The 24,157-nt window shown below is 56.7% G+C and carries 26 protein-coding genes, 3 tRNA genes and 2 pseudogenes; 20 read left to right on the top strand and 11 right to left on the bottom strand.

Going from position 1 to position 24,157, the window contains the following annotated elements:
* Nucleotides 1–34 precede the first annotated feature (34 nt).
* Nucleotides 35–523, bottom strand: coding sequence for a hypothetical protein (locus OS190_RS15280; protein ID WP_267159578.1), 489 nt, complete (start codon nt 521–523; stop codon nt 35–37).
* 42 nt (nt 524–565) lie between these two features.
* On the opposite strand from OS190_RS15280, the pseudogene OS190_RS15275 reads away from it, so the two are divergent.
* The 4 genes and pseudogenes from OS190_RS15275 to OS190_RS15260 all read left to right on the top strand — a co-directional run.
* Nucleotides 566–667: pseudogene (locus tag OS190_RS15275) on the top strand (site-specific recombinase); the annotation flags it as partial.
* Between the two features lie 128 nt (nt 668–795).
* On the top strand, nt 796–996 hold the full coding sequence (locus OS190_RS15270; protein WP_267159577.1) for a helix-turn-helix transcriptional regulator: 201 nt from the start codon (nt 796–798) through the stop codon (nt 994–996).
* Between the two features lie 155 nt (nt 997–1,151).
* Nucleotides 1,152–1,343, top strand: a pseudogene (locus OS190_RS15265) (BrxR family helix-turn-helix transcriptional regulator); the annotation flags it as partial.
* Nucleotides 1,344–1,617: 274 nt separating this feature from the next.
* Nucleotides 1,618–2,844: a HEPN domain-containing protein gene (locus tag OS190_RS15260; RefSeq protein WP_267159576.1), complete on the top strand. Its 1,227-nt coding sequence runs from the start codon at nt 1,618–1,620 to the stop codon at nt 2,842–2,844.
* A 108-nt stretch (nt 2,845–2,952) separates the two neighbouring features.
* Here OS190_RS15260 and OS190_RS15255 read toward each other — a convergent pair whose 3' ends face one another.
* The 3 genes from OS190_RS15255 to OS190_RS15245 all read right to left on the bottom strand — a co-directional run bounded on the left by OS190_RS15255 (nt 2,953) and on the right by OS190_RS15245 (nt 3,501).
* Nucleotides 2,953–3,111 (bottom strand): hypothetical protein, encoded by a 159-nt coding sequence (locus OS190_RS15255; protein ID WP_267159575.1) that lies wholly within the window; start codon nt 3,109–3,111, stop codon nt 2,953–2,955.
* Between the two features lie 50 nt (nt 3,112–3,161).
* Nucleotides 3,162–3,251, bottom strand: a tRNA-Ser gene (locus OS190_RS15250).
* Between the two features lie 109 nt (nt 3,252–3,360).
* On the bottom strand, nt 3,361–3,501 hold the full coding sequence (locus OS190_RS15245; protein WP_267159574.1) for a hypothetical protein: 141 nt from the start codon (nt 3,499–3,501) through the stop codon (nt 3,361–3,363).
* Here OS190_RS15245 and OS190_RS15240 point away from each other — a divergent pair.
* From OS190_RS15240 to OS190_RS15210, 7 genes are all read left to right on the top strand, one after another.
* The gene (locus OS190_RS15240) at nt 3,494–4,357 is read left to right on the top strand and encodes an SPOR domain-containing protein (protein ID WP_416237412.1); all 864 of its coding nucleotides are present in this window, start codon (nt 3,494–3,496) and stop codon (nt 4,355–4,357) included. The two genes, OS190_RS15245 and OS190_RS15240, sit on opposite strands and share 8 nt — an antisense overlap.
* A 17-nt stretch (nt 4,358–4,374) precedes the next feature.
* A complete protein-coding gene (locus OS190_RS15235; RefSeq protein ID WP_267159572.1) occupies nt 4,375–5,526 on the top strand; it encodes a D-alanyl-D-alanine carboxypeptidase family protein in 1,152 nt (383 codons plus the stop codon).
* Complete coding sequence (gene tmk, locus OS190_RS15230; protein WP_267159571.1) at nt 5,523–6,152, top strand: dTMP kinase; 630 nt, start codon at nt 5,523–5,525, stop codon at nt 6,150–6,152. Before OS190_RS15235 ends, tmk begins: the two co-directional genes overlap by 4 nt.
* A gap of 136 nt (nt 6,153–6,288) precedes the next feature.
* Nucleotides 6,289–7,410 carry a DNA polymerase III subunit delta' gene (locus tag OS190_RS15225; protein ID WP_267159570.1) on the top strand — a complete coding sequence of 374 codons (1,122 nt, stop codon included), beginning with the start codon at nt 6,289–6,291 and terminating at the stop codon, nt 7,408–7,410.
* 14 nt (nt 7,411–7,424) lie between these two features.
* Nucleotides 7,425–8,240, top strand: coding sequence for a TatD family hydrolase (locus OS190_RS15220; RefSeq protein WP_267159569.1), 816 nt, complete (start codon nt 7,425–7,427; stop codon nt 8,238–8,240).
* Nucleotides 8,240–9,040, top strand: coding sequence for an MBL fold metallo-hydrolase (locus OS190_RS15215; protein WP_267159568.1), 801 nt, complete (start codon nt 8,240–8,242; stop codon nt 9,038–9,040). The genes OS190_RS15220 and OS190_RS15215 overlap by 1 nt, the downstream gene beginning before the upstream one ends.
* A 29-nt stretch (nt 9,041–9,069) precedes the next feature.
* Nucleotides 9,070–10,005: an AEC family transporter gene (locus OS190_RS15210; protein WP_267159567.1), complete on the top strand. Its 936-nt coding sequence runs from the start codon at nt 9,070–9,072 to the stop codon at nt 10,003–10,005.
* Nucleotides 10,006–10,309: 304 nt separating this feature from the next.
* Here OS190_RS15210 and OS190_RS15205 read toward each other — a convergent pair.
* Nucleotides 10,310–10,395 (bottom strand) — tRNA-Leu (locus OS190_RS15205).
* A 404-nt stretch (nt 10,396–10,799) separates the two neighbouring features.
* Here OS190_RS15205 and OS190_RS15200 point away from each other — a divergent pair.
* The 5 genes from OS190_RS15200 to OS190_RS15180 all read left to right on the top strand — a co-directional run bounded on the left by OS190_RS15200 (nt 10,800) and on the right by OS190_RS15180 (nt 15,062).
* On the top strand, nt 10,800–11,504 hold the full coding sequence (locus OS190_RS15200; protein WP_267159566.1) for a DsbA family oxidoreductase: 705 nt from the start codon (nt 10,800–10,802) through the stop codon (nt 11,502–11,504).
* 14 nt (nt 11,505–11,518) lie between these two features.
* Entirely contained in the window at nt 11,519–12,166 is a 648-nt protein-coding gene (gene lipB, locus OS190_RS15195) for a lipoyl(octanoyl) transferase LipB (protein ID WP_267159565.1), read from the top strand.
* A 425-nt stretch (nt 12,167–12,591) separates the two neighbouring features.
* Nucleotides 12,592–14,265, top strand: coding sequence for a cytochrome c oxidase subunit I (ctaD, locus tag OS190_RS15190; protein WP_267159564.1), 1,674 nt, complete (start codon nt 12,592–12,594; stop codon nt 14,263–14,265).
* A 166-nt stretch (nt 14,266–14,431) separates the two neighbouring features.
* The gene (locus OS190_RS15185; protein WP_267159563.1) at nt 14,432–14,821 is read left to right on the top strand and encodes an MAPEG family protein; all 390 of its coding nucleotides are present in this window, start codon (nt 14,432–14,434) and stop codon (nt 14,819–14,821) included.
* 166 nt (nt 14,822–14,987) lie between these two features.
* A tRNA-Gly gene (locus tag OS190_RS15180) sits at nt 14,988–15,062 on the top strand.
* Between the two features lie 428 nt (nt 15,063–15,490).
* Here OS190_RS15180 and OS190_RS15175 read toward each other — a convergent pair.
* Complete coding sequence (locus OS190_RS15175; protein WP_267159562.1) at nt 15,491–16,960, bottom strand: tetratricopeptide repeat protein; 1,470 nt, start codon at nt 16,958–16,960, stop codon at nt 15,491–15,493.
* Between the two features lie 200 nt (nt 16,961–17,160).
* Here OS190_RS15175 and OS190_RS15170 point away from each other — a divergent pair, with 200 nt between their 5' ends.
* Both OS190_RS15170 and OS190_RS15165 read left to right on the top strand, forming a co-directional pair.
* Nucleotides 17,161–18,834, top strand: a complete 1,674-nt coding sequence (locus OS190_RS15170) for a tetratricopeptide repeat protein (protein ID WP_267159561.1) — start codon at nt 17,161–17,163, stop codon at nt 18,832–18,834.
* Between the two features lie 456 nt (nt 18,835–19,290).
* Nucleotides 19,291–20,469 carry a glycosyltransferase family 87 protein gene (locus tag OS190_RS15165; RefSeq protein WP_267159560.1) on the top strand — a complete coding sequence of 393 codons (1,179 nt, stop codon included), beginning with the start codon at nt 19,291–19,293 and terminating at the stop codon, nt 20,467–20,469.
* Nucleotides 20,470–20,564: 95 nt separating this feature from the next.
* Here the strand turns inward: OS190_RS15165 and OS190_RS15160 are convergent, their stop codons facing one another.
* Nucleotides 20,565–20,909, bottom strand: coding sequence for a hypothetical protein (locus OS190_RS15160; RefSeq protein ID WP_267159559.1), 345 nt, complete (start codon nt 20,907–20,909; stop codon nt 20,565–20,567).
* Entirely contained in the window at nt 20,909–21,148 is a 240-nt protein-coding gene (locus OS190_RS15155) for an Lrp/AsnC ligand binding domain-containing protein (protein WP_267159558.1), read from the bottom strand. Before OS190_RS15155 ends, OS190_RS15160 begins: the two co-directional genes overlap by 1 nt.
* A gap of 138 nt (nt 21,149–21,286) precedes the next feature.
* Here OS190_RS15155 and hisB point away from each other — a divergent pair, with 138 nt between their 5' ends.
* Both hisB and hisH read left to right on the top strand, forming a co-directional pair.
* Nucleotides 21,287–21,874 carry an imidazoleglycerol-phosphate dehydratase HisB gene (gene hisB / locus OS190_RS15150; RefSeq protein ID WP_267159557.1) on the top strand — a complete coding sequence of 196 codons (588 nt, stop codon included), beginning with the start codon at nt 21,287–21,289 and terminating at the stop codon, nt 21,872–21,874.
* Nucleotides 21,875–21,881: 7 nt separating this feature from the next.
* Nucleotides 21,882–22,520 (top strand): imidazole glycerol phosphate synthase subunit HisH, encoded by a 639-nt coding sequence (gene hisH / locus OS190_RS15145; protein WP_267159556.1) that lies wholly within the window; start codon nt 21,882–21,884, stop codon nt 22,518–22,520.
* A gap of 23 nt (nt 22,521–22,543) precedes the next feature.
* Here hisH and OS190_RS15140 read toward each other — a convergent pair whose 3' ends face one another.
* The 3 genes from OS190_RS15140 to OS190_RS15130 all read right to left on the bottom strand — a co-directional run bounded on the left by OS190_RS15140 (nt 22,544) and on the right by OS190_RS15130 (nt 24,028).
* Nucleotides 22,544–22,936: a DUF2147 domain-containing protein gene (locus OS190_RS15140; protein ID WP_267159555.1), complete on the bottom strand. Its 393-nt coding sequence runs from the start codon at nt 22,934–22,936 to the stop codon at nt 22,544–22,546.
* 344 nt (nt 22,937–23,280) lie between these two features.
* Nucleotides 23,281–23,469 (bottom strand): hypothetical protein, encoded by a 189-nt coding sequence (locus tag OS190_RS15135; RefSeq protein ID WP_267159554.1) that lies wholly within the window; start codon nt 23,467–23,469, stop codon nt 23,281–23,283.
* A gap of 169 nt (nt 23,470–23,638) precedes the next feature.
* Complete coding sequence (locus OS190_RS15130; RefSeq protein WP_267159553.1) at nt 23,639–24,028, bottom strand: DUF2147 domain-containing protein; 390 nt, start codon at nt 24,026–24,028, stop codon at nt 23,639–23,641.
* Nucleotides 24,029–24,157: the final 129 nt, after the last annotated feature.

Raw genomic sequence — 24,157 nt, 5'->3', positions numbered from 1 at the left:
GCCAACCGCTGGTCGGCGCTGATGATGGGGAGGCTCACTGGTCGCCCCCCTGCGCGAGGATCTCGACCTTCAGCGTGCCGGGCCGGACGGTGCGTGCGGGTTCGAAACCGGCCCGGATGGCTTCGGGCCAAGCGGCGTATTTGCGCTCGGGAACTTTGAAAGTGAGATCGACATATTCGGCGGGGTCGTCGCCTGCATCGCGGATCCGCGCGACCATGTCGGCCAGTCGGTCCTGATCCCAATCCACCCGCTTCGGCAGATCAGCGACCACGGTGAAATCGCCATCATCAAAGCGGACCGTGCCGGTGTCTTTGCCTGCGGTCTGACGTTCCTCGGCGGCGCGAGTGGCGTAGCGGACGGCCAATCCGGCATCAAAGCGTGTCTTGGCGGCCTTGTCGCGCTTCAGGCGCTCGTCAATTTCGCGCTGCAGGATTGCCAGAAACTCGACCGGCAGCGCCGCGATGTCCGCTGCGCTGAGGAACGGCAGATCGTCAGGCGTGGGGGTGTTCTCGGGAAATGGCATGAAATGGTCTCCGTGATCTGTGAAAAAGGATTGGAAGGCGGGCAGCCTGAGATCGTCGCAGGGACATGGAAGGCGGCCCGAGCACAGGATGACGAGATCACCGAGGCCGACGCCCGAGAAGCCCTGACCCGGCTTGACCCGCTCTGCTGCGTGCGGTTGCCGAGAAAGAGGTAGTCGTCGGGGAAGGTCTGCAACCTACCGACTTGAATAGGTTTTCTTCTCACGCATTCGTTCTCTTGCGACCGAAGTGAGTTGCGCAAAAGGAGACGAAAATGAGCGAAGTATGTGTGAATCAGAAAGAACTGGCGGCCCGTTGGAAGATCAGCCACCGAACACTGGAGCGGTGGCGGTGGGCCCAGGAAGGTCCGCGTTACCTGAAGATCGGCGGCAGGGTCGTGTATAGACTATCCGACGTCGAGGCATTTGAACGCCAGGTTCAAAGCGTTCCTGACGAGCTAATGGCCGAAGGCTGAGCAACCAACCTCGTCCCTCCCAACGTTACGACATCGCGAAAAAGACAATCACACGAAGCATTTCGATTGAACAAGACATGACTCCCCGCTAGCGTGCGGTCAGCACAAAAAATGGGCGCGCATATTAATCAAACGCGCCGGGTCGGGAGTGCGAAGTGGATAGTGACAAGTCAGAGCTTCGTTGGGGAGTCGCGCAGCGCCTCGATTTCATCGAGTTCCGATTGTTTTGGGAGGGGCGAGTGAACCGTAGCGATTTGATGGAGCAGTTTGGTCTTTCGGTGAACCAGGCGTCCGCCGACCTGAACCGCTACATTGGGTTCGCTCCGGAGAACATGGTCTACGACAAAAGAAACATCTGAAGAGCGGCTTGTCAGAATAAGGCTATTCCGAGAGGAAATCATAAAGTTTGAGGCTCTATTCGAAAGTGCATTCAATGAACTTCATGCTGCCGTTATCGCGAAAATCTCCGTTCCAAACACGTACATTGCTCCGCATTCTGACTACCCCAAAAGGAGCTTTTTAGATAGCGGCCTACCAATTTTTCACAAGTTTGGATTTTACGATAAAGACGCCCCAAGAAATTACATTAGCGTTCTACGGCCTCAAGGTGTTTTAGGCTTGTTGACGGGCGGATTTGATGTTCCCGAAGGCGGACTTCCAGATTGCGATCGCCTTAAGGAATTTCTTCGGACCCACGATATTGGCAAAAGGCTCATCTATACCGACTACAAGGGCAAAATTGCTTTTGCCGACTACACGGTAGATAGGATGATTGGCGGTGCGGTAGAGAAGTATTTGCACAAGTATGGGACCGAAGCACCGATAGTTTCAAGGTCAAGACGCCTCATTTTGAGACCACTCATGCGAGGGGTTATTGGAAAATCCAAACAACTAACACTGATGGTGCCGATAGCGCTAACTCATTTTGATTTTGACCGTTACCGGTTATCTGATTCAACGTACTTGGCCCGTATCCCGGAACGCCTCCAATTCTCTCGTGCACGTATGAGCGCTCTTGGCTCTGGAGCCTCAGAGCAAGTTGTCCACGCCGCAACCCATGCGTTTGTATCTAATCATTGGACGATAGACGCTGACGAAGTTGGTGACATTTCTAAATCGCTGTCGTCAGCATCCGATAACGCAGTGCAAGCCATTGAAAGTTTCCTTGGCGCACTACGGGCCGCAACTGGAGTAAAGACCGGATACGCTCAGCTTCTTTGGGTGCCAAGAGGATGGGCCTTAGACTATTATTGCGATCTTCCGCCTACATACGGCACAACCGTGCGGCAGTATCCAAGTGAGTTTGATAGATACGGGTGGGTAGGTGGATGTCCTACAGTATCGGTTGCGGAAATGGATTCTGTTCGATGCATCTACGAACAAATCACCAATAACGAAAGTGAAGCTGTAAGGCTTGCAATAAAGCGGTTAAGTGGCTGTTTAACTCGAAGTGATCCTTTGGACGCTGTACTCGACGGGACCATCGGTTTGGAATTGCTTCTCGGCGACTCTGAGAACCAGTCACTATCCTACAAACTTCGGCTCCGAGCTGCGTCCCTTTCCTTTTTGGACAACAGCGCAGGACCGGCATCTGAAATTGTGGACAAGGTTAAGCGTATCTACAAAGCCAGGTCAGCAATCGTCCACGGTGTGACATCTAAACAGAAAAAGAAGGTGGTGAATCACAGTGCTAGTGTCGGTGAAGATGATCGACAACTTGCGGCGGAGCTACTTCGATTTGTACTAAGGGCTCTTCTCGCTAATCCAGATTACCTAGATCCAATGAAAATTGATGGGAGGCTTATCTTGCGAGGGGAGCTAGAAACACCGCGTACTCCGGAGAGCTGACACGTGCGCAGTTTCGGCCCTCAAAGAAGTTAAACGCTGTTGGTTACAATCGGGCAGCAAGTTCAAATTGCGCTTCAATCGAGCTGAGATTGATCCGTGTCACCAAAATCAGACGCAACAGTGATTTTCATCGTCCGCCCATAGTTTGACCGCTTTATTGCCGATTTCCACAGCCAGAAGCGCGATCAAAAGGGCATGATACACATCTTGGTACACATTTTGGTACACATTTTGGTACACTTTTACACGCAATTCTGCTTTGGACATTCAAATATATCCATACAAAACAGCAACTTAGCAAATTCAACTTTAGGTTGTGGCGGAGGCTCAGGGATTCGAACCCTGGGGACGCTTTCACGCCCGTCGGTTTTCAAGACCGGTGCATTCGACCACTCTGCCAAACCTCCGCAGTGCGCCCGTCCTAATACCCTCTTATCGATTCGGCAAACCCACTTTTTGCACTCTATCAATTGGTCTGCTTCGGGGAAAATTGCCGATCACGTGGTTGCGGCCTTTTCAGGTGAGCCGTTGCAGGCTAAACTCCCCGACAAGATCCTCTTTCAAGGGGACCAAAGGTGTGCCGTGATCGACGGCGAAACGAGGCCCGAAGCGGCCCGCAGGCAAGGACGATACCGTGATGAGCAGGTCGATGGACATGAAACGCAGCCCCATGCAGGCCGTAAAACTGATTGGCGGTGCCACGCTGGCGCTTGCGCTCTTGGCGGGCTGTGACGAGAATGGCAAGTTCAACCTGCCCCTGCCCAAAGGCGGCGCAAAGGCTGCCACCACGGTCGGCGAAACCAAATCCACCCGGCTGGTTGAGCGCGATGTCGAAGCCCCCGAAGTGTTTTCGGCCACGGATCAAGGGCTTTGGGATGGCCGACCCTCGCTGGGGGGGGTCTGGGTCGCGCATCCTGATGTGACAGAACCCGAGCGCGTAATCATCCGAAATGAGGTCAATGGTAAATTCGTCATCGGTGCATTGTTCCGCAAGGAACGCGATTTGCCGGGGCCAAAGTTGCAGATTTCCTCTGACACTGCGGCTGCCCTGGGTATTCTGGCCGGCGCTCCGGCACCATTGAATGTCACTGCCTTGCGCCGCGAGGAAACCGCGGAAGAAGCGCCGGTATCAGAGACCACAACTGGCCAGATCGAAGCCCCTGCGGAAGTTTCTGAAACCTCGCTTGATCCGATTGCCGCCGCGGGTGCCGCGATCGATGCCGCGGCACCGGCCCCCGCCCCGACACCCAAGCCTGTTGCACCACGTTCCACATCCTCGCTGGCCAAGCCGTTTGTCCAGCTTGGAATTTTCTCGGTTGAGGACAATGCCGACCGTGTTGCAAAACAGATGCGCGGGGCCGGCATGGTACCGCTGGTCAAACAATCCGAAATCAACGGCAAACCGTTCTGGCGCGTCGTTGTCGGACCGGCCAACACCAAATCCGAACTCAACACATTGATCAAAGCGATCAAGGCCGAGGGCTTCTCTGACGCCTATGCGGTAACCAATTAACGGGAGTTTGCTGCCTTATGTTCCGCCTTTTTGCTGCCTGCGCCGCGCTGATCCTGACTGCCATGGCCGCCTGCGCCTTCGAGACCAAGGCAACAGCGGCCTATGTCATCGATCAGACCACAGGCACCGTTCTGCTGGCCAAAAACGCCGATACGCCCCTGCCCCCTGCTTCCATGTCCAAGCTCATGACCCTGTATATGGCCTTCGAAGCGGTGGCCTCGGGGCGGTTGGAGCTTGACCAGAAGCTATTGGTCTCTGCGGATGCGGCAGGCTACGGCGGGTCGACCATGTTCCTGCAAGAAGGCGAAAGGGTCACTGTCGAGGAACTGCTGCGCGGGATCATCGTGCTGTCGGGAAATGACGCCTGCGTGGTCATCGCCGAAGCACTTTCCGGTACCGAAGGGCGCTTTGCCCGTGACATGACAATGCGCGCCCAGCAATTGGGCATGACAAACTCGACCTTCATGAATTCCAACGGATGGCCCAAACCCGGTCATCGCATGTCGATGCGCGATCTGGGGCTGCTGGCAAATTTGCTGATCTCGGACTTTCAGCAGTTTTACCCCATGTTCGCAGAACGCGAGTTTCTTTTCGACGAAAACGAAAGTGCCAACCGCTTCAACCGCAACCCATTGCTGTCACTGGATATTGGCGCTGACGGCTTGAAAACCGGTCATACCCAAGAAGCAGGTTACGGCCTTGTCGGCAGTGCCAAGCAAGGGGACCGACGGGTGATTTTCGTAATCTCGGGTCTTACAACCGCGGCGGATCGCGCCCGCGAATCTGAATCCATCGTCAATTGGGCCTTTCGCCAATTCAGTCAGAAAACCATCGGAACGGCGGGGACACAATTGGCCGAAGCGCCCGTGGCGATGGGTGATCAACCCACCGTCGGTTTGGAGTTGGCCAAGGATCTGTCGGTGCTCACCCCGATTTCAGCCAGCGGAGGCCTGAGCGGCGAAGTGGTCTTTACCGGCCCGTTCCGCGCTCCGATCAACAAGGGCGACGAGGTAGCGCAACTGATCCTGACCCGTGAGGGACTGCCGGATGTCACCGTGCCTCTGGTTGCGGCCCAGTCGGTGCAACCGGGTGGATTCATGGTAAAAATGACCGCGGCAGCCAAACATTTACTGGCCCGTCTGAATGCAGGGCCACAGGACGCTTCGTGAGCGCGCGGGGCTTGTTCATCAGTTTCGAAGGCATCGACGGCTCGGGGAAATCCACGCAGGCGCAACTGCTTGCCGATCACCTGAAGGCCACTGGCCATGATGTCATCCTAACCCGCGAGCCTGGCGGATCGCCCGGCGCAGAAGAAATCCGTGCACTGGTCCTGCAGGGCGATCCGGATCGTTGGTCTGCCCATACCGAGATCCTGCTGTTCACCGCTGCACGGCGCGACCATCTGGAACGCACCATTGGCCCCGCACTGGCGGCAGGCAAGATCGTGATTTGTGACCGTTTCGCCGATTCCACCCGGATGTACCAAGGGCTGTCCCGTGGTGATTTGCGTCAGGTTGTCGATGAATTGCACAACCTGATGATCGGGGTCGAACCGGACCTGAGCGTGCTCATCGACATGGACCCAACCCAAGGGTTGTCCCGGGCATTGGCGCGGCAAACCGCTGAGGAGCGCTTTGAGGATTTCGGTGAGGAATTGCAGCATGCAATGCGCCGGGGGTTTCTGGCGCTGGCCGAAGAATTTGACAACCGTTTCATCACCATCGACGGCAGCGGCAGTATCGAAGCGGTTGCCGCAGATGTTGCGCAAGCCGTGACCGAACGCCTCCAGGTCTGAAGCCCGCCAGAAAAGAGCTGGCAGACCCGGCATTTCCTACCCTGACGCCTGCAAGAAACGGCAGGTGATCCCTTCATGTTTTTTGCGGAACCCGCTAGGCCTTTCCTCTGTGCGCAAACCTGCTAGACCCAAGAACATGAGTGATGATGACGCCCTCCAGCCTGACCGCGTAAGCGGTGCCCTTCACCCCCGCGACACCCCCGAACTTATCGGGCAAAGCGCGGCCGAGGCGACCTTTCTGGATGCCTTCAATGCGGGCAAATTGCATCATGCCTGGCTGCTGACCGGTCCACGCGGTGTTGGCAAGGCAACGTTGGCCTGGCGCATTGCACGGTTCCTACTTGCCACTCCCGATGATGATGATGACGGCGGCATGTTCAGTACCCCTGCCCCGGTGACCCTGGACATAGACCCCGAACACCCTGTGGCACGGCGTATTGCAGCCAGTAGCGAAGGCGCCCTGCGCGCGGTCACGCGCAGTGTGAACCCCGATACCAAACGGCTGCGCAAACAAATCGTGGTTGATGACATCCGCCTGCTGAACGGGTTTTTCCAGATGTCCGCCGCCGATGGCGGCCGCCGTGTGGTCATCATTGATGACGCTGATGAAATGAACCCGAACGCCGCCAACGCCTTGTTGAAAATGCTCGAAGAGCCGCCAGACCGGGCGGTCTTGTTACTGTTGAGCCATCAACCCTCGGGCCTGTTGCCAACAATCCGCTCAAGATGCCGTAGCCTGCGGCTGCACCCCCTGACCCCGGAACAAATGCGCAAGGCATTGGATGGTTCCGGTATAGAGACACAGGGTGATCCGGCCGCGCTTGCATCATTGTCTGGTGGATCGGTTGGTGGCGCATTGCGCCTGTCGCTTCTGGGGGGCATGCAAATCTATGCAGAGCTTGTGACGCTGATGTCCTCGCTGCCGCGCATGGACCGTGCACGTGCCATCAAACTTGCCGAAGCCGCAGCACAACGCGGCGCAGAGGAAAAACTGATTTTGCTCTTCACGCTGGTTGATCTGTTCTTGGCCCGTCTTGCGCGGACCGGCACCACCGGAACACCCCCTGAAACCGAAGCCGCAACCGGGGAAACCGCCCTGATGCTGCGCCTCTCTCCCACCCCGGTACAGGGTCGCAGATGGGCGGATCTCGCCCAGGAAATCTCAGCCCGCGCCCAACACGGCATGGCGGTCAACCTTGACCCTGCCGCACTGGTCCTAGATACCCTGAAAAAGATGAACGACTGCGCCCCCAGATAGAATATTGGACCCGCATGACCGACACGTTGATGACACCCCAGATCACCGACAGCCACTGCCATCTCGATTTCCCCGATTTCGAGGGCAAACTGCCTGAGGTCATCCTCCGTGCCCAAGAGGCGGGTGTCACACGCATGATCACGATCTGCACCAGGCTGCGTCAGATTGACAACGTGCGCGCCATTGCTGAGGCCCATGCGCCGGTTTTCTTTGCCGCTGGGACTCACCCGATGTCGGTTGCCGCCGAACCAATGTCCAGCGTCGATGACCTGCTTGCCCTCACCGAACATCCCAAAATGGTCGGCATTGGCGAAACCGGTCTGGATTATCACTACACCGCCGACAGCATGCAGGTGCAGCAGACATCGCTACGCATCCATATCGAGGCGGCGCGGCAATCGCGTCTGCCATTGATCATTCACGCCCGCGATGCGGACGAAGACATGGCCCGTATCCTGAGCGAAGAACATCGCAATGGTGAATTTGCCTGTGTCATGCATTGTTTCTCCTCTTCTGCCTCATTGGGCCGGACGGCGCTTGATCTGGGTTTCTACCTCAGCATGTCCGGAATCACGGCCTTTCCCAAATCCGCAGCACTGCGTGAGATCTTTGCTTCCGCTCCGATTGAGCGTATCTTGGTGGAAACCGATGCCCCCTATCTGGCACCCCCACCCCACCGCGGCAAAGGCAACGAACCGGCGTTTGTGGCCCATACGGCACGACGGGCTGCAGAAACCTTTGGCATGGAATACGAGGCCTTTGCCGCACAAACGCAGATCAATTTCGACCGTCTGTTCAGCAAGGCCGCTGCATTCAAGGCCGCAGCCTGATGGCTGAGATGCGCATCACCATTCTGGGATGTGGTTCATCAGGGGGCGTGCCCCGTCTGGGCGGGCATTGGGGCGCTTGTGACCCGGCCAACCCCAAAAATGCACGCCGCCGCTGTTCCATTCTCGTAGAGCGGATCAAGGACGGTGATGCCACATCAGTTCTGATCGACACGTCGCCGGACATGCGCAGCCAACTGCTGGACGCTGGCGTCGGGCGGCTGGATGCCGTGCTTTATACCCACGCCCATGCGGATCATGTGCATGGCCTTGATGATCTGCGCATGATCGTGATCAACATGCGTGCCCGCCTGCCCGTCTGGGCCGATGCCCCGACAAAAGAAGCACTGCTGGAACGGTTTGGCTATGCTTTCGTTCAGCCCAAGGGTTCAATGTATCCGCCTATCCTCGAGTTGAACCTGATTGATGGCGATGTGCATATCGACGGTCCCGGCGGTGCCTTGGTGTTCGCGCCGTTTCTCGTCAATCATGGTGGCATGGATGCGCTTGGCTTTCGGGTCAACGATGTGGCCTATCTGCCAGATGTTGCCAGAATCCCCGATCCTGTCTGGCCCCAGCTTGCAGGATTGCGCTGCTGGATCGTTGACGCCCTGCGCCGCGATCCGCATCCGACACACAGCCACCTGGCACAGACGCTGGAATGGATCACGGACAGGGCTCCCCAAAAGGCGGTACTGACCAATATGCATAATGATCTGGACTATCAGACCGTTGCCGATGAAACGCCCGATCATATCCACCCTGCCTATGACGGTATGGTGCTTAGGTTTGCGCTGGACTGAAACACGCCTCATCACAGGTAAAGCTCCCCGTGCAGATCCTTCTTGACGTCATCCTTCCCGTATTTCTGGTCATCGGCTTTGGCTACGTCGCGGTCTGGCGTGGCCTGTTTGCAGTTTCGGGTATCGACGGGCTCATGAAATTTGCGCAGAATTTCGCGATCCCCTGCCTGTTGTTTCAGGCCATCGCCAATATTGACATCGCTGCATCGTTCAACCCACGCCTGCTGATCAGCTTTTACTTCGGGGCCGCAACCTGTTTTGCACTGGGAATCATCGGTGCCCGGGTGTTTTTCAAACGTGACTGGGAAGACTGCGTGGCGATCGGCTTTTGCGCTCTGTTTTCAAATACCGTGCTTCTCGGTTTGCCCATATCCGAACGGGCCTACGGCGCAGATGGTTTGACTGGTGTCTATGCGATCATCGCCTTCCATTCTCCATTTTGTTACGGACTTGGCATCACCGTAATGGAAGTCGTGCGCAATCGCGGCCAATCTCCTGCCCGGCTTTTCGGCGCGGTCAGCCGCGCAATGTTTCGCAATGCGCTGGTGATTGCCATTCTGGCAGGCTTTGCCGTGAACCTGACCGGCCTGCCAATGCCGGGCGTAGTGGATGATGCCTTGTCGTTGATCGTGCGCGCAGCTTTGCCCGCCGCTCTTTTCGCTCTTGGCGGGGTGTTGACCCAATACCGGCCCGAAGGCGATATGAAGGCCATCACGATGGTCTGCATCCTCTCGCTGCTGGTGCATCCTGCACTTACCTGGGGCATGGCAAAGGCAGTGTCGCTGGATTTCGATCAGGAGCTCCTGCGCTCAGCCGTTCTGACCTCGGCAATGGCACCTGGTTTCAACGCCTATATTTTCGCCAATATGTATGGTCGCGCCCGCCGCGTTGCTGCATCCGCAGTCCTGATCGCTACAGCCAGTTCTGTGATCACTGTCTGGTTCTGGCTGGCAGCAATCGCGTAACGCCAGCCCTCACCCCGCCCCCCCAAAACCTATCTTTAGCCATGGTCTGCGCGACCTTTCGCACCTTGGATTGTAGGTTATCCATCTGTCTTTACTTGAAATTTATCCTGTTATGCTTGGGAGGCGCTATCCAGCTTCAGGCCATTGCCGACACAGAAATGGCCAGAACAAAACAGAAAACACGCACCTGCCAGCTTGCCCGACATCCAATCAATTGCGTTTCCCGACTCAAAATCACGAAATGCAGGATGCCCGAAGTGGCACCGATATTCAGCCTGAGTTGATGGAATGAAACTGGAAAATTTGGTGCGGTCGGAGAGACTCGAACTCTCACGGGTGTTACCCCACAGCGACCTCAACGCTGCGCGTCTACCATTCCGCCACGACCGCAAGCCATGGTATGGCGGCGGTGTAGCGGGGAAATAACCGCTTGTGAAGAGCAAAAAAGCACCAGCAAACCTGCTGGCATTATTGCCGCTCATTGCCGATTTGCGAATGGGCAACCGGCTATGCTTCTGCTTCGGTCGGTGATTGGCGCCCCCGCTTCCCCGGGCCAGAGGCGTGCATCCCTCAATGTGCCGCGCACAGGCCGTAAGGCATCGCCTGTCAGCATTTATCCCCCAGAGCAAGCCCGGCGCGTCGGGAAGGGCGTTGCCTCTTGCGCAGCCCTGTGTAGGGTCCCGGGGAGGACCAGATAATATTCAGCATCGCGCCTTGAATTGACGACGATCCACACAAACCTGCTAAGACTGGACGGTGCAGCCACCCTGCCTGACCCAAAGGAAGGAAATACCATGTCCCGAGACCCGCTTCCGGACGACAACACAGCACTTGTTGTCGATATTGTTTCGGATGTGATGTGCCCCTGGTGTATCGTCGGCTTCAAGCAACTGGAGCAAGCCCTGGGTGCCGTCGGCACAGGTGCCTATATCCGTTGGCATCCCTTCGAATTGAATCCAGACATGCCGCCCGAAGGCCAGAACCTGAGCGAACATATCGCTGAGAAATACGGCAGCACTCCCGCCCAATCCGAGCAGAACCGCACCCATCTGACACAGCTTGGCGCGTCTTTGGGATTCGACTTCAACTTTGGCCCGGACAGCCGGATCGTGAACACCTTCGCTGCGCATCAGTTATTGAGCTGGGCACAGACTCAGGGGCTGCAACATCCCTTGAAAATGGCCCTCTTCGCCGCACATTTCACCAAAGGGAACGATGTTTCCGATCATGACGTTCTGGCCGAGATTGCTGCCAGCGTTGGATTGGATCGTCGCGCTGCCCAAGAAGTTCTACATAAGCAGAGCATGGCTGGCGAAACCCGTGCACATCAACAGTTCTGGACCGAGAGGAATCTGTCGGGCGTGCCTTCGATGGTTTTTGACGGTCGCTATATGCTGACCGGTGCACAGGGTGTGCAGACCTATGTGGAAATGCTTCAAAAGGTGCTGGCGGAAAAGAACCAGACGGACCATCCCCCCTTTCACCCACATGAGGCATAGGCTAGACGGCTGGGATGGTAGAATGGATCACAACTGACGGTCTGACCGATTACCGCACCGCCGAGGCGTGGATGGAAAATCGGGTGGCAGACATCGCCGCGGGCGCGGCGGATGAATGTGTCTGGCTGGTGGAACATCCCGCATCATATACCGCTGGCACATCTTCAAAGCCTGCCGATCTCACCGACCCGAGCCGGTTTCCCGTCTACGACACAAAACGCGGTGGACAATATACCTATCACGGGCCGGGCCAAAGGGTGGCCTATGTCATGCTGGATGTGGGCAAGCGCGGCCGCGATGTCCGCCGGTTTGTCCATGACCTCGAAACCTGGGTAATCACAACCCTGGACAGTTTCAACATTCGTGGCGAAATCCGAGACGGGCGCGTTGGCGTCTGGGTGCAGCGCCCTGAAAAACCGCGCCACCCCGACGGATCGATGGCCGAAGACAAGATCGCGGCAATCGGGATCCGCCTGCGCAAATGGATCAGCTTTCATGGCATCAGCATCAATGTCGAACCGGATCTGACCCATTTCAGTGGGATCGTGCCATGCGGGATTACCGAGCACGGGGTGACGTCGCTGGTGGATCTGGGGTTACCGGTGACAATGAATGATCTGGATGTCGCGCTCAAGGCTGGGTTTACAGAGATTTTCGAATAGTACATTTTGCCAGGGGTGTCCTGCGCCTGTGGGCAAGTAGCGGCATGCGCTACAAATCGCTTGCTGTCTTAGGCCACCTCTGGCTCCAACGGCAAAAGATGTTCAATATTTCCAGTGGATACAGCCGCATGCGGACACCAACAAGCCAGTCAAACTCAGATCAGCGCAATGAGTCGGCCCACAAGAAACAAAATAATGGGCCTCATTCCTTCAGTTTTCTTGCTGCATGAGCCGCTGGAAGCCCGTTTGCCAAATCATCAATCGGTCCCTGGCAAGAAATCTGCCTCGATCGCGAAAATAACACGCCCTGCGGCAAACGCGCCCATTGCCCCTGTGCGGCACTCGCACTAGAAGAAAGACGAGTCCGCATTGCGCATTATTCCAAGGCGTGGTGTTCGCAAACTTACATATCGAGGAGGCACCGCATGGCAGACGCAGCCATTCACGGGCACGATCACGAAGACGAGCGCGGTTTTTTCACGCGCTGGTTCATGTCCACAAACCACAAAGACATCGGTATCCTGTATCTGATAGTCTCTGCATGTGTCGGATTTGTTTCAGTTCTTTTCACCGTTTACATGCGGTTGGAACTCATGGATCCCGGCGTTCAATACATGTGTATGGAAGGTGCGCGATTCATTGCGGACAATTCCGCAGTATGTACACCCAACGGTCATCTTTGGAACGTCCTGATCACCGGTCACGGTATTCTGATGATGTTCTTTGTTGTTATTCCGGCGCTTTTCGGAGGTTTCGGCAACTACTTCATGCCGCTACAGATCGGCGCGCCGGATATGGCGTTTCCACGGATGAACAACCTGTCGTTCTGGCTTTATGTGGCCGGCACCACACTGGCGATCTGTTCCGTTCTTGCCCCTGGTGGCAACGGTCAGGCCGGTTCTGGCGTGGGCTGGGTGCTATATCCACCGCTCTCCGTCAAAGAAGGCGGCATGTCGATGGATCTGGCGATCTTCGCGGTTCACGTTTCTGGTGCCTCTTCGATCCTTGGGGCGATCAACATGATCACGACTTTCCTGAACATGCGCACCCCCGGTATGACCCTGTTCAAGGTGCCGCTGTTCAGCTGGTCGATCTTTGTTACCTCGTGGCTGATCCTGCTGTCCCTGCCGGTTCTTGCAGGGGCGATCACCATGTTGCTGATGGACCGCAACTTCGGCTTTGCCTTCTTTGACCCTGCAGGCGGCGGTGATCCGGTTTTGTACCAGCACATCCTGTGGTTCTTTGGCCATCCAGAAGTGTACATCATCATCCTGCCCGGCTTTGGCATTATCAGCCACGTGATTGCCACCTTCAGCCGCAAGCCGATCTTTGGCTATCTGCCGATGGTCTGGGCGATCATTGCAATTGGTGTTCTGGGCTTTGTGGTCTGGGCGCACCATATGTACACCGTGGGCATGACCCTGAACCAGCAAGCCTACTTTATGTTGGCGACCATGGTTATTGCCGTCCCGACAGGGGTCAAGGTCTTCTCTTGGATTGCGACAATGTGGGGCGGATCGGTTGAGTTCAAGACGCCGATGCTCTGGGCCTTTGGCTTCCTGTTCCTGTTCACAGTGGGTGGTGTGACAGGCATCGTTCTGTCGCAGGCTGCAGTGGACCGTTACTACCACGACACATATTACGTTGTGGCACACTTCCACTACGTGATGTCGCTGGGTGCGGTATTCGCCATCTTTGCGGGGATCTACTTCTACTTCCCCAAGATGACCGGGCGCATGTACCCCGAATGGGCGGGCAAGCTGCACTTCTGGGCAATGTTCATCGGCGCCAACCTGACCTTCTTCCCACAGCACTTCCTGGGACGTCAGGGCATGCCACGCCGCTATATCGACTACCCCGAGGCATTTGCCTATTGGAACCATTGGTCGAGCTGGGGGGCCTTCCTGAGCTTTGCATCCTTCGTATTTTTCATCGGTGTGATTGCCTATTCTCTGCGCAAGGGCGCAAGAGTGACACAGAACAACCCATGGAACGAATATGCAGATACGCTGGAGTGGACACTGCCAAGCCCACCACCAGAGCATACCTTTGAAATCCTGGTAAAACAGGAAGAATGGGACAAGCCGCACAGCCATTAGATTGGCAAAACGGTTACGCGAACGAAAGGCTCCAACGGCGGTTGGGGCCTTTTCTTTTGGCTGATGGTCTGCGATTTAACGAGGCCCCGTATTTTGACGCCCCCTACTTGCCACCCGCCCCATTGAACGGCAATGTCGCCAAATTCATTATTGGAAAGCTGACCTTATGCCTCTCACTTTGACGTCGTTTTATGCCGCCCTTACCGCGCTTGTTTTTCTGGTGCTCAGTTGGCGGGTAATACAGTATCGCCGCGCAAGTTCCATTTCCCTGGGAGACACCGGTGACAAGAACCTGCTCAAGCGCATGCGCGCTCAGGCCAATTGCGCGGAATATTCGCCGATCGCATTGATTCTGTTGATGTTGACCGAATTGAACGGTGCCCCCGCGATTGCAATTCATCTGATGGGGATTGCGCTTGTCGCTGGCCGTGTGCTTCATCCCTTGGGGTTCGCATCTACCCCGCAAAAGATTGTTTTACGGCAACTCGGGATGCTCTTGACGCTGGGGATGATCGCATTCTCTGCGCTTGGTCTGATCGGTCACTCTCTGTTGTAACCTTTCACAACACCACAGGCAGAAACCGGCCCATGGCCCTGCCTCGCAAACAATGCGAAACTTCAGAGCCTAGCCCGCTGAGAAAAATATGAAATAATTCGCCATTGGGTGAATTTCCCTCTTGCACGGACCGCGTGGTATGAGTATCTCGGCCTCACCAACGGATGCGGGCGTAGCTCAGGGGTAGAGCATAACCTTGCCAAGGTTAGGGTCGGGCGTTCGAATCGCCTCGCCCGCTCCAATTGGTTTAGTCCCCGGACTTACAAATGGCCGCCTTCGGGCGGCCTTTTTGTCTTTCCCGCTGTCACGGTGATTACCGGAGCTTTCTTTTCCAGCCAGAAGGTCGATACCCGACCAGGCATCAATCGCACCCAAATCGTTATGTAAGGTTCGCTGCCCTCTTTCCGATAGATTTGCATGGTAGACTAATCCTTCAACACTGCGCCCCTTGAAATCCCCCACCCGGCACATGTCGTTTGACGTCTTGGATGTTGAAAAGCACCACCGCCAAAATCGTCAGAATGGCCCGCAGGGCGCGCACCGCTATCGAAAATCCTGACGCGAGAATCCCGCGTCACGTTCGCTTCATCTGGTGTAGAGCCCCCTCGATTTACACACTTCGGCGGCACCCGGCGCAATTCTGCCAGGTGCCGCACTTCAGTCAACGCGTCACTTCAAGGCGGCAAGACTGCGCGCGCGGTTCGGTGAACTGGCAAGCGTTGCACGATAGGCTTCTGCCGCTTTCTCGGCGTGCCCGGTTTTTACCAACATATCTCCCAGAAGTTCACGCGCAGGGAGGACATGACCGGGTGTGACCGGACTTTTGCCTATTGCATCTTCAATGTCTGCGGCCTTGGTTTGATGCGTAAGGGCGAGGTCAAGATTGCCCTCGGCCAATTCGATCCACCCTTCAATGCTCAGGATCTGGCCTTCCGACAGGCGCGCCCAATATCCCTGACCGCGTTCCTGCATCTGATCGTGCAAAACCCGTAGGTGTTGGACAGCAGCGCGGGCGGTTTCCACATCATCAATCCGTGCTGCGCCTATTCCCTTGGCAAACCAGCGCATCGCGACGGTCTGGGGGAACTTTTCCCATGGTATCGCGGCATGCATATCAGGCGAAAGGGCCGCTGCATCTGCCCAGTTTTCCTGCTCCAGAACCAATCTCACCGGTGCGGCAGCCAGGGCGTATGCCCCGCCAAACCCAACCTGATGATTTTCGATCTCAAGCATCTGGGCAACCAATTCAGCCGCCTTTTCAGGCTCACTCAGTTGAAGATGGCCATAGACCATATAATCAACCGCATGGGCATAATGGTTCTGGATCACATCGCCCGAGGATTTCAAAGCGGCCTCGGCCGAACGCCGGTTGAGATCAACGGATCTTGCCCAATTGCCGGTACGGGTAAAGATATGTGCGGGCATGTGCAGCGCATGCGCCGCCTCTGGTGCAGCCCTGTCATAGATTTCGGCGTATGGCAGCCCCCGATCTTTCAGCGGCGGGTTGTCATAGGCGTGAATGGCGTAGTGGATGACACCGGGATGTTCAGGTGCGCTGCTGTGCAACTGGTCAAGCAGATCACCCACCGCAGCCTTTACCGCAATCCCATCCGGCCCTCGGGGGGCCGTGGCCAGACGGCCAAGAGCCGCAAGCGATGCCGCCTCAATACTGTCCGGGTTACCGGCATAGGCCGCGTCCTGTGCCGTGGCCCATGCGGCGATACGTGAAGGATAGCTGTCATGTTCCGGCGCGTAAAAAGCGAGAGCCGCTTTTGCAAATGCCATTTCCAGTTCACTTCCCATAGACATCTGTGCAAGACGTTCAGCCGCTTTTGTGCCCCGTTCGGTTTCGGCCTCCGTCGGCCCCCCTGGCCAGAGCGGATGGAAAGTCGACATGGCGATTCCCCATTGCGCCATGGCGCAGGTCGGGTCGGCGCTTGCAGCCATGCCAAATGCAGTTTCCGCATCAATGTACATCATGTTGTGCAAACGGTTCAGCCCCTCATCAACTGCGGCATCGGCTTTGGGGGTACAGGTCGTCGGCAGGTCCGCCCCCTGTGCCCTTGCATGTGACGGCGCTGCGGTTGTCACCAATAGCGTAATCAACGCGGCGGTGGATGGTTTCATCGGATTGAGCATCGTTCAACTCCCTTGGTTTCCTTGTGGTCCCGTGCTGCGCAAAAGGCGCAGGTTCGATGCTCACAAACAGCCGGTTTCAAGTCTTGAAAGGGGTTTGAAATTTGTCTGAAATCAGGTCGTCCCGAAACCTCTGCCCTGTACGCCGCTCGCTTGTTCTTGCAAAATATGATAGTTTCGCGATTGCAGGAGAATGCTCCGTCATGATCAACGCCCCACCGAAAGGCATCACAGAACACCTTCGGCTTGGTGCAGCTGACTATTGCTGGCGCGACGGGCAGTTGCATGACGCCCACGGGCAGATTCTGCCGCTTCGCGCCAAGTCCCTCAGAATGTTCGCCGTTTTGCTGGAAGAGCGCGGCAGGATTCTAAGCAAGGATCGCTTGTCCGATCTGGTCTGGCCTGAAACAGTGGCGACTGACGAAAGCATTGCAAGATGTATCGCCGATGTGCGTAAGGTTCTACAGGACCAGGGGCACCGCATCGTCCAGACCTTCCCCAAACAAGGCTACAGGCTTAATGTTGCCGCTCCCACGCGCAAACTACACATTTCGGGGCAATCCTCGCGACGCAACTGGGTGTTGTTGTCCATAGCGGCGTTCATTTTTGCCGCCCTTGGTCTTGCGTGGGTGACCAGAGATTACCCAAGCAGGACGCAGGATGATCCGGTTGTCTCAACCACGAACACCCGCGCCCTGCGCAAAGCGGTTGCCATCCTGCCCTTCACCGCCAGTACTGAGGCAGACCAATTTCTGGCTGCCGGCCTGGCGGATGACCTTGAGATCCATCTGGCCGAGATGTCGGGGATCAGGGTGGTCTCGCCACCCCAATCTGCAGCTATTGCGCAAACTTCCCAAAGTCTTGTTATTCTCGCTGACACGCTGGATGCCAAATATCTGGTGCTCACCAATGTGCGCCAGAATGGCGACAATATCGCGCTGTCGCTTCGGCTGATTGACGGTTCGGACGGTGCCACTTTGTGGGCGGATCGTTACGAAGGATCGCGCAAGGGACTCATGACCTTTCGTGACCAATTGCCTGATGCCCTTGTCGATGCCATGTCCATCGAACTCAACGCGCAGGATCGCCAGCGCCTCGCAGTGCGAGACACCAACGACCCATTGGCATTCGAAGAACTGTTGCATGCCCGGCGCTCTCTTAGCCTGTTTTCCTACGAAGGCAGTCTCGTCGCAGAACGTCACTTGCGTCGCGCCATCGCGCTCGATCCGGAATATGCCCGCGCCTATGCGGAACTGGCCTCTGCTTTCGCAGTGCGGATGGAAAACGACTGGATCGTCATTTCAAGCGCAGACAGGGACAAGGCTTTCTACTTTGCCCAAAAGGCGTTGGAGCTGGATCCGACTCTTTGGTTTGTCCATTATACCCTGGGACGGCTTCATTCTGTCTCGCCCGACGGCGATACAGAGGCCGCGCTCCTGCATCTGCGCAAGGCGATGTCGCTTCAGCCAGCAAACGACGATGCTCGGGTCTATTTTGCGGTCGTGCTGGCCATGTCAGGACAGTTGGACGAAGGGGCCGCAATTTTCGAAAGCGTGATGGCAACCCACCCGCAACCGCCTTTCTGGTACTATCTTGGCTGGGCAAATCTTCTGTTCCATCAACAACACTATGAAAAAGCAGCAGATGCCGCCTCGAGATGTCTACAACAAATGCCGACCAGTCCCTATTGCCTGCGCACACGCATCGCGGTTCTTGCCCGCCTTGGGCAATTGGATGATGCGGAATGGGCCATCGAGGAATATGGAATCCTCGGCCAGGAAACCACCTTGGAAGCCTTTATGAAAACAGCGATCGAACGGGACCCGGCAATGCGCGCGCATCTACGCCAGTCCTACAAGATCGCCGGCATAGAATAGAGGCGCGCGCCCTGCCCCGACACCGCAGCGTGGATGGACCGAGACCACCCAACAACCTGTCGGTCTGTCAATGCGTCCCGCGCTGGCGCAGCCGCTTTGACCTACTGCATCCCGTGCGCCCCGCCCGTACTTGATCCGCTACACCAAAATTTTATTGACTTCGCATTCCAATCTCAGCAAAAAAGACGTTCTGCAGCAGTTGGTTAACAGATCATACGCGACGATCATCCGGTAATCCCTTCACAGACGTTGTCAACACTTTCCCTTGACCGCGTTGCAATCAAATGATGTGCAGCGCTTGTATCCCCCCTCACAGAACGGCCAACAGTATATGAGATACGGAATGATCTTCTCCAGCCCGCTAAACTGGTCCTTGCACCACAGGGCGATCGCTGACCTGACTGCAACCGTTCCGGCGTTCCGCGCCGACCCGTTCACCTGCCCGGAGGTCACGGCATGCAGATAAATCTCAAACCCACGACAATGTTGGCGCTTTGCATCGCCGCGGCGGCACTGGTGCTCTATGTAGCCTTTCAAATCGCTTTTCCGGTGGAAACCGGCAAGGCGAACCTGATCGATTTCGATATTTTCCATCTTGCCGGCACTATGATCGGCGAAGGCAATCTGGCGGCAGCCTATGATATTCCACAGTTTTTGGCACGTCTTGAAACATTGCCCGGCCACGACGGGGCCGCGATGTTCTGGAGCTATCCACCGCCCTATAACCTGGTTGTGGCACCTTTGGCCTGGCTGCCGGCCTGGCTCTCCTACATCCTTTTCATAGGTGCCAGTCTTGCTGCCTATGTCGCAATCCTGCGCCGTCTTGCCGGGCCGGACTTTCACCTTGTTCTGCTGTTGATGCTGCCTCTGATGGCGCTTTGTATCAGAACCGGGCAAAACAGTTTCATCACCGGTGCGCTGGTCGGGCTGACCTGCGTTTACGGGCTTCGTTCATCGGTTTGGGCAGGTGTGCCCCTGGGGTTGATGGTGATCAAGCCGCATCTGGCGCTGGGCCTCGGCATGTGGTCGCTGCTTGACCGTAAATGGTCTATTGCCGCAGTTTCGCTCACCGTTGTCGCATTGATCTGCGCCCTGGCAACGCTTGTTCTCGGGACAGAAGTCTGGCCGCAATCGCTCACGGCGATCCGCGAGACCGGTGAAATCCTGCGCGACGGAAACTTTGCACTTTACCGGATGACATCATTCTATGTCTTTGGCGTTACCGTCGGTCTTGAAGACCAGACCGCGCTGGTGCTGCACCTTATCGTTGCCTGCGCTGCGGTGGCGGTTTTGGCGGTTCTGTGTTTTTCGACACTACCACCCGCCGTCAAGATCGGTGCAGGGGTCTATGTCTCTGCAATGATCAGCCCGTACAACTATGACTATGATCTCGCAATGCTGGGCATGGCCATGGCGCTCTTGATGCCGACGGTACGACGCTTTGCCAAACCGCTGGAGGCAAAGTTGCTGCTCGCGGGGGTTCTGGTGGTCAGTGCGCACGGCCTGTTGACCACTGTGATCCTGCGCGCAGCCGACATCAGATCATTGCCGGTATCCCTGCTGGGGCCGGTGTTGCTGCTGATGGGGATCATGCTGACGGTGATCGCACTGCGTGAACGATCTACGCATCGCTAAACCTGCCTCGCCTGCCGCCACAACAGGCACCTCTTGGGGGCTTCTGCCCGTACAGACAGTCATGGCGCGGTGCGCCGGATCGAACCAGTCGAGGTTCAGTTGATCGGAAATTGCCGCAGACAACGGGCGGCATTCCGGTGATAATCTGCCAGCGTGTCCGGGATGGAACGACGATTGCGCATGACTTCCAGGGCGCGTTTTTTCTGCGCCCAGCTTCCTCTGACATGACGTTCCAGAATCAGCACTGTAATGCCCAGCATGACCTCTTTTTCAACCTCGTCAATCAGCCCCGCCCGTGACAGCGCCACCGCTGTCAGCGCCAGCGTGTTCGAACAACGCAAGGCAGCGGCCTCTTCACCCTCATAAACCAGCTTGCCCTGAGCCAGGACCGGAAATGCCAAAACACAACCCAAAGCGAGCGCAAAGGAAAGAAACCGCACTAAAAGACCTTGAAGGTCATCGTGGTCAGCGACCTTTCGATCCCCTCGATGTCGAGCAGGTTATCGTTGATGAAAACCCCGACATCCTCGCCTTTTGGCACATACAGCTTCATCAACAGGTCATAATCACCTGACGTTGAATAGAGTTCGGAATGGATTTCACGCAGGGCGATCTTGTCAGCGACACTATAGGTGGTGCCGGGTTTGCAACGGATCTGGATAAAAACGCAGGTGCTCATGGATACCTCATGACTGGGATAAGCAAAACTCGCACGAAGCCTTGCCGCCCGCAATGGTTGATGTGGGGTGGATGCACCTTGGCCTGCCCGCCCCGCCTGTTATAAGGACGGCGAACAATGGTCCTCCGGAGAGAGCACATGCGTACCACAACCCTGACCCGCACCACCGCCGAAACGGACGTGAGCGTTGAAATCAATCTCGATGGCACCGGTGTTTACGACAACCAGACGGGTGTGGGCTTCTTTGACCACATGCTCGATCAACTGGCACGCCATTCGCTGATAGACATGACCATTCGCGCCAAGGGCGATCTGCATATTGACGACCACCACACGGTTGAAGATGTGGGTATCACCCTGGGACAGGCGCTGGCCAGGGCGCTGGGAGACAAACGCGGCATCCGGCGCTACGGTGCCTGTCTGCTGGCGATGGATGACGCCCAGATCCGCACCGCGCTGGACCTGTCGGCACGGCCCTATCTGATCTGGAATGTTGATTTACCCACGGCGCGGATAGGCACCTTTGACACCGAATTGGTACGCGAATTCTTTCAAGCGTTCAGTACCCATGGCGGCATCACGCTGCATGTGGATCAATTGCACGGGCTGAACAGCCACCACATTGCCGAGGCAGCCTTCAAATCCGTGGCCCGCGCCCTGCGCGAGGCGGTTGAGGTGGACCCACGCAAGGCCGATGACATCCCGTCAACCAAGGGCGCATTGTGAACCTCTCATGTTGACCGCAATCATCGACTATGAATCCGGCAACCTGCATTCCGCCCACAAGGCGTTTGAACGTATGGCCCGCGAAGAGAATGCGGGCGAAGTAATCGTAACCAGCGACGCGGATGTTGTTGCAGGTGCCGATCGTATCGTGCTGCCCGGTGACGGTGCCTTTCCCGCCTGCATGGCCGCGCTCAGAGGATCCGGAGGCCTGTATGACGCGATGGTCGAGGCCGTCGAGGTCAGGGCGCGCCCCTTTCTGGGCATCTGTGTCGGCATGCAACTGATGGCCACTATCGGGCGCGAATATGAAACCACCCAAGGTCTTGGCTGGATTGACGGCGAAGTGACCCTGATCACCCCTGCCGATCCGGTACTCAAGGTCCCACATATGGGCTGGAATGATCTCGTCATCGATCATCCGCATCCTGTCTTTGCAGACCTGCGCAGCGGCGATCACACCTATTTTGTGCATTCCTATCATATGGCCGTCAGTGATCCGGCCCAGCGCCTCGCCCATGTCGATTACGCAGGCGAGGTCACCGCCGTCATCGGGCGTGATACGATGCTGGGCATGCAGTTCCACCCCGAGAAAAGCCAGACCACCGGCTTGCGCCTGATCGCCAATTTTCTAACCTGGAAACCCTGAGGCAGGACCAGCCGTCCTGCCCCTTAGCGCAACCTGTTCCAGACCGCATCGGCACAGTCGGCACCATCGCAAGCAGATAATTCCATCCTGTTGCCATGCACCCGCATGCGGGCTGACAACATCTTGTTGGCAATCGGCTCCCACAACTGGCCGGCATAGCTGCCATCGGCCTCGGCGCGCATGTTCAGCAACATGCGCCGCCCCAAATCGGTGGATGGCGTATCATAGCCCCGCAGGTCTTTTGCACGTTCGATACGCCCGCATATCGCGGACCCGCAAGGTTTGGTGCGGACATGCACAACCACGCCGCGGTTGTCCGGTTTGGCCTCCCACAGCCCGATCGGTACCTCGGCCAGTGCCCATGTGGCTGGAAGCAGGACAAAACCAAATAGAAACAATATATTACAGATTTTCATATGCATCACTCCCCAAAGCGACACGGACCGCACCCTTGATCTGTCGATCGTCAACAGCCGACAGGGTGCAAACCTTGCATTACGCCTGCTTTTTCATTCTGGCAAATGGTATTTTCGCGCTGCTCCCGGCCTACCGGACTCGCCTCCAGATCTGCTGCAGGCAGCCTTCGCGATCACAGGCCCGCAACCTCAGTTACCGCCCGGAAACTCGACCCTGCTGTTCTCAAAGATCCGTTGCCTGGCCTCACGGAATACCCCCGACAAGCTCCCAACAGGCTGAGGTTTCAGTCTTTCCAGCATGACCTGCCCCACGGCCTCTGACGGGGTGACATAACCGCTTCGGTTCAATGCCCGCTCCACCCGACCCAGAGCCCATGCCCACGGGCTCCGGTAGGTACCAGCAACACCGCGCCCAAGAGATCGGGTTCAATTTGCCACAACCTCTTTGGCACTTCGGCCCGCTCGCCCGCCTGCGCGGCCAGATCCCCGGCCACTGCAAGGGCAAGCAACACAAAACAACGCCGAAAAAACACTGTCTACCCCCTTTCCTTCCGGATCCAGGACGCTGCAGGGGCGATTCAAGCGCTGCACCTGCGGTGGGCAGTGCCTTTTCGGACAGGCCAAAGGCTTTCACCGCTGCCCGAACTCAATATTTCATGGTACAGGGTGCCATATCCAGTCCCGGCTATGGCGTAAGCCGGTTTAGTTGATCCGCTGCCAGGTTTGTTTGGAACAGATCAAGCCACCCAGAACGCAACCGCCGATTTTCAGGCTGTTCCCTTTCAAGGTACCGGATCCGTTGTAGGTTTTCCCGTTCGAGGGCTTCCAAGCTTTGCCCTCATATGCGCCACCGCCTTTGGGCGTCATATCAAAGACCGCGTTCTTGCCGACCACATCGCTGTCAACCTTGGCACCATTCTCGAATTTTTGCTTGAAAACGCCACAGATCTTCGCCCCACAGGCCTTCATTTCAACGTGATAGTAAACACCCTTGCTCGCCTGCGTTTGCCAAAGCCCAAACACCGGATCCGCCGCCCAGGCCGCACCTGTACTCATCACCGCGGCCATTGCCGCCAAAATCATTATTCTCATCGAAAATCCTCCCAAATTCGAGGTCAGTCTGGGCCAAAGCACCGCGTTGTGGCAAGCTTAACCTCAGGTCGCGTTGCAAATCGCATCATGGCATGCAAAACCCCCGCACAGGCAACCCCAAGGGCATTC

It is taken from the genome of Sulfitobacter sp. F26204, from assembly GCF_026410305.1.
GTDB lineage: Bacteria > Pseudomonadota > Alphaproteobacteria > Rhodobacterales > Rhodobacteraceae > Sulfitobacter.
This window is presented reverse-complemented; position numbering and strand designations above follow the sequence as displayed.

What these genes read in the sequence shown, in the direction of transcription:
- OS190_RS15215 (WP_267159568.1), top strand. Translation starts at nt 8,240, where the DNA reads ATGGCTGAGATGCGCATCACCATTCTGGGATGTGGTTCATCAGGGGGC.
- OS190_RS15155 (WP_267159558.1), bottom strand. Translation starts at nt 21,148, where the DNA reads ATGAGCACCTGCGTTTTTATCCAGATCCGTTGCAAACCCGGCACCACC.
- OS190_RS15240 (WP_416237412.1), top strand. Translation starts at nt 3,494, where the DNA reads ATGGACATGAAACGCAGCCCCATGCAGGCCGTAAAACTGATTGGCGGT.
- OS190_RS15220 (WP_267159569.1), top strand. Translation starts at nt 7,425, where the DNA reads ATGACCGACACGTTGATGACACCCCAGATCACCGACAGCCACTGCCAT.
- hisB (WP_267159557.1), top strand. Translation starts at nt 21,287, where the DNA reads ATGCGTACCACAACCCTGACCCGCACCACCGCCGAAACGGACGTGAGC.
- OS190_RS15185 (WP_267159563.1), top strand. Translation starts at nt 14,432, where the DNA reads ATGCCTCTCACTTTGACGTCGTTTTATGCCGCCCTTACCGCGCTTGTT.
- OS190_RS15235 (WP_267159572.1), top strand. Translation starts at nt 4,375, where the DNA reads ATGTTCCGCCTTTTTGCTGCCTGCGCCGCGCTGATCCTGACTGCCATG.
- OS190_RS15200 (WP_267159566.1), top strand. Translation starts at nt 10,800, where the DNA reads ATGTCCCGAGACCCGCTTCCGGACGACAACACAGCACTTGTTGTCGAT.
- OS190_RS15225 (WP_267159570.1), top strand. Translation starts at nt 6,289, where the DNA reads ATGAGTGATGATGACGCCCTCCAGCCTGACCGCGTAAGCGGTGCCCTT.
- ctaD (WP_267159564.1), top strand. Translation starts at nt 12,592, where the DNA reads ATGGCAGACGCAGCCATTCACGGGCACGATCACGAAGACGAGCGCGGT.
- OS190_RS15255 (WP_267159575.1), bottom strand. Translation starts at nt 3,111, where the DNA reads ATGTCCAAAGCAGAATTGCGTGTAAAAGTGTACCAAAATGTGTACCAA.
- lipB (WP_267159565.1), top strand. Translation starts at nt 11,519, where the DNA reads ATGGTAGAATGGATCACAACTGACGGTCTGACCGATTACCGCACCGCC.
- OS190_RS15165 (WP_267159560.1), top strand. Translation starts at nt 19,291, where the DNA reads ATGCAGATAAATCTCAAACCCACGACAATGTTGGCGCTTTGCATCGCC.
- OS190_RS15175 (WP_267159562.1), bottom strand. Translation starts at nt 16,960, where the DNA reads ATGCTCAATCCGATGAAACCATCCACCGCCGCGTTGATTACGCTATTG.
- OS190_RS15245 (WP_267159574.1), bottom strand. Translation starts at nt 3,501, where the DNA reads ATGTCCATCGACCTGCTCATCACGGTATCGTCCTTGCCTGCGGGCCGC.
- OS190_RS15130 (WP_267159553.1), bottom strand. Translation starts at nt 24,028, where the DNA reads ATGAGAATAATGATTTTGGCGGCAATGGCCGCGGTGATGAGTACAGGT.
- OS190_RS15280 (WP_267159578.1), bottom strand. Translation starts at nt 523, where the DNA reads ATGCCATTTCCCGAGAACACCCCCACGCCTGACGATCTGCCGTTCCTC.
- hisH (WP_267159556.1), top strand. Translation starts at nt 21,882, where the DNA reads ATGTTGACCGCAATCATCGACTATGAATCCGGCAACCTGCATTCCGCC.
- OS190_RS15170 (WP_267159561.1), top strand. Translation starts at nt 17,161, where the DNA reads ATGATCAACGCCCCACCGAAAGGCATCACAGAACACCTTCGGCTTGGT.
- OS190_RS15140 (WP_267159555.1), bottom strand. Translation starts at nt 22,936, where the DNA reads ATGAAAATCTGTAATATATTGTTTCTATTTGGTTTTGTCCTGCTTCCA.
- OS190_RS15270 (WP_267159577.1), top strand. Translation starts at nt 796, where the DNA reads ATGAGCGAAGTATGTGTGAATCAGAAAGAACTGGCGGCCCGTTGGAAG.